Below are 3,055 nucleotides of genomic sequence, written 5' to 3'. Positions count from 1 at the left end.
GTCAAAGCTTGATGACCATAGTAAGTCGGTCCCACCCCTTCCCATCCCGAACAGGACCGTGAAACGACTCTACGCCGATGATAGTGCTGCAACCAGTGTGAAAGTAGGTTATCGTCAAGCTAGTTATACCGAATTAGGCCCGCTCAGCGTTCTGTGCGGGCCTTTTTCATTTCTGTTTTCATTTCAGCGGTGCCGACATCGGCAGCGTCAGCGTAAAGCGCGTCCCGCCTCCCACCTCACTGTTCACATCGATTTTGCCGCCGAGGATCTCGGTCACGATGTTGTGCGCGATATTCAAGCCCAGTCCTGATCCACCCACTCCCATCTTGGTCGTAAAAAACGGATCGTAGATGCGCGACAAATCTTCGCGCGCAATGCCGACACCGTGATCTTCCACGCTTAGCGTCACCCAGCCTTGCGACGACAGCGTCGCGCTGACCGCAATCAGGCCTTCACTTCGGCCTTCATAACCATGCAGGATGGCGTTGTTGATCAGGTTGGTCACCACCTGGCCCAGCGGACCGGGATAACTTTCCATCATCAGCTCCGGCGGCACCTGCTGCTGGATGACGAATGGCGTGCGTTTGATGGTCGGCTGTAGCGTCAGCAGATTGCCGGCAATGACCTCCGCCAGCAGGAAGCTGCGCCGCGCCGAGCTGGTCTGGTCAACCGCCACCTGCTTGAAGTTGGTGACGATGTCGGCCGCGCGGTGCAGATTGCGACTGAGGATGTCCACCGACAGCCGCGCGTTCTCAATGTAATGCTCAAACTCCTTACGCTTGATGCCGCCTTCGGCCGTGATGTGCTGGCTGATATCGTCGGTTTGCATCTCGAAGGTGGTGGCCGCCATCAGGCTGTTGCCGATCGGCGTATTCAGTTCATGCGCGATGCCGGCCACCAGCGCGCCCAGCCCCGCCAGCTTTTCATTGCGCACCAGGTCTTCGCGCGCCTTGGCCAGTGTCGCGATCATGTCGTGCAGCTCGCGGTTGGCGCGGCGCAGGGCCAGGTGGGTATTGATGCGGGCCAGCACTTCCTCGATCTGGAAGGGCTTGGTGATGTAGTCGACGCCGCCGGCATCGAAGCCGGTGACTTTTTGCTTGGGATCGGTCAGGCCGGTCATGAAGATGACCGGGATATCCTTGGTGTTTTTGCCGGCCTTCAGGCGCCGGCAGGCTTCGAAGCCGTCGATGTCGGGCATGACGACGTCGAGCAGGATCAGGTCTGGCTCGGCAAACGCGGCGCGCATCAGGCCTTCGGCCGCAGTTTGCGCCAGCACGATCAGGAAGCCGTGCCGTTCCAGCCGGTCTAGCAGCGCGGCCAGGTAGGACGGTGAGTCGTCGACGATCAGAATCGTCGGCATCGGCACTACGGGGACCTCGCTCTGGTTCATCGCGCACCCTGACTATTTCATGGTGCGGCTAGTATATAACGCTGCCTCAGAACAAATCGAGGCCTTTCAGCATCACTATCAGAATCAGCAACGGCGACACATAGCGCAGCAGGAAGAACACCGCACTTGTCACAGCGGCGTTCTGCAATTCCCCCTGGTTCGACAGCGCGCGTTGGAAGTTGTCGCGACCCCACACCCAGCCCACAAACACGGCTAGCAAAATGCCACCCAGCGGCAGCAGCACATTGGACGAGGCAAAGTCGAACAGATCGAACATATTCTTGCCGAACAATTTGAAGTCGGCCAGCAGGCTGTTGGTCAGCGCGCAGCTGGAGCCCAGTACCACCAGCGCGGCAATGGTCAGCAGCGTGGCTTTCGGGCGGCTCATGCCGAAGCGCTCGTGCAGGATCACTACCGGCACTTCCATCATCGATAGCATGGCGCCGGTCGCGGCGACAGCGGCCAGCGCAAAGAAGGCAATCATCAGCAGCTGGCCACCGGGGATTTGTGAGAACACCGTCGGAATGGTGATGAACACCAGCGCCGGGCCGGCCGCCGGCTCAAAGCCGAAGCTGAACACCGCCGGGAAGATGGCGATCCCCGCCAGCATGGAGACGAACAGATCGGCCAGCATGACGCGCAGCGTGGTGGCGGGAATATTTTGGTCGTCGCGGAAGTAGGAGCCGTAGGTCATCATGGTGCCCATGCCCAGCGACAGCTTGAAGAACGCCAGGCCCATCGCAGTCAGGATGACGCCGGCAGTGATCTTGCTGAAGTCCGGCTTGAAGAGGAAGGCCAAACCTTCACCGACCTTGGGCAAGGTCAGGCTAACCGCACACAGCAGCAGTAGCAATACGAACAGGACGGGCATCAGCTTCTTGGTTATTCCTTCAATGCCCTTGGTCACGCCCAGTAGCAGGATGCCGCCGATGAACACCAGTACACCCCACTGCCACAGCAGCGACTGCACCGGATCGGCAATTAACGCACCGAATGCACTTTCAGTCACATGGCGATCGCTGCTGAGGATGCTACCGCCGATGGCTTTGAATACATAGGCGAATACCCAGGCCACTACTTCAGAATAGAAAGACAGAATCAGGAAGGCGGCCAACATGCCACCCGCACCGATCAGCCACCACGGCAAGCCCTTCTTGGGCGACAGCGTCTGTAGCGTGGTAATGGGGTTGGCCTTGGCGGCGCGGCCCATCGTAATTTCTGCAATCATTACCGGCAGGCCGATCACCAGCGTCGCCAGCAGATATACCAGCAGGAAGCCGGCGCCGCCGTTGGCGCCGGTCAGGGAAGGGAACTTCCAGATATTGCCGAGGCCGACAGCCGAACCCAGTGTGGCGGTTAGAACGCCAAAGCTGGAGCTGAAACCACCGCGTTTAATTGCGTTACTCATTGCTGCTTTCTATCGAAATCAAAGGAAGCGATTGTAGCAAACGAAAAAAGAGGGTTGACGGAATGAAGGCCACGCGGCATAATCTTGTCTCTTCGCTGACGGACACAACGATTCGCAGCAAGCAGTAACAGATCTTTAAAAAATTACAGTCGATAAATGTGGGCGTTTGATGCTGCAACAAAAAGCATTAAATGCTCTACAAGAAATAATACAGTAGTAATACTGTCAGTATTTTGAGTGAGCGAACCAGTGACCAG

Annotated in this window: 2 protein-coding genes and 1 rRNA gene; 1 reads left to right on the top strand and 2 read right to left on the bottom strand. The window is 57.9% G+C overall.

From position 1 onward, the window contains the following. Positions 1-7: 7 nt before the first annotated feature. Positions 8-120: ribosomal RNA gene (gene rrf / locus GTP46_RS29025) — 5S ribosomal RNA — on the top strand. 58 nt (positions 121-178) lie between these two features. Here the strand turns inward: rrf and GTP46_RS29020 are convergent. Together GTP46_RS29020 and GTP46_RS29015 are read right to left on the bottom strand one after the other, a co-directional pair. Then, positions 179-1,390 carry a sensor histidine kinase gene (locus tag GTP46_RS29020; protein WP_202414485.1) on the bottom strand — a complete coding sequence of 404 codons (1,212 nt, stop codon included), beginning with the start codon at positions 1,388-1,390 and terminating at the stop codon, positions 179-181. Positions 1,391-1,436: 46 nt separating this feature from the next. Next, on the bottom strand, positions 1,437-2,798 hold the full coding sequence (locus tag GTP46_RS29015; protein ID WP_161010101.1) for a sodium-dependent transporter: 1,362 nt from the start codon (positions 2,796-2,798) through the stop codon (positions 1,437-1,439). Positions 2,799-3,055: the final 257 nt, after the last annotated feature.

The sequence above is a fragment of the Duganella flavida genome, assembly GCF_009857445.1.
Taxonomy (GTDB): Bacteria; Pseudomonadota; Gammaproteobacteria; order Burkholderiales; family Burkholderiaceae_D; genus Rugamonas; species Rugamonas flavida.
Note: the sequence above shows the minus strand (reverse complement) of the source record. Positions and strands in the feature narration are given on the sequence as shown.

Excerpts from the sequence above, each read along its gene's own strand:
- GTP46_RS29020 (WP_202414485.1), bottom strand. The coding sequence starts at position 1,390 with ATGAACCAGAGCGAGGTCCCCGTAGTGCCGATGCCGACGATTCTGATC.
- GTP46_RS29015 (WP_161010101.1), bottom strand. The coding sequence starts at position 2,798 with ATGAGTAACGCAATTAAACGCGGTGGTTTCAGCTCCAGCTTTGGCGTT.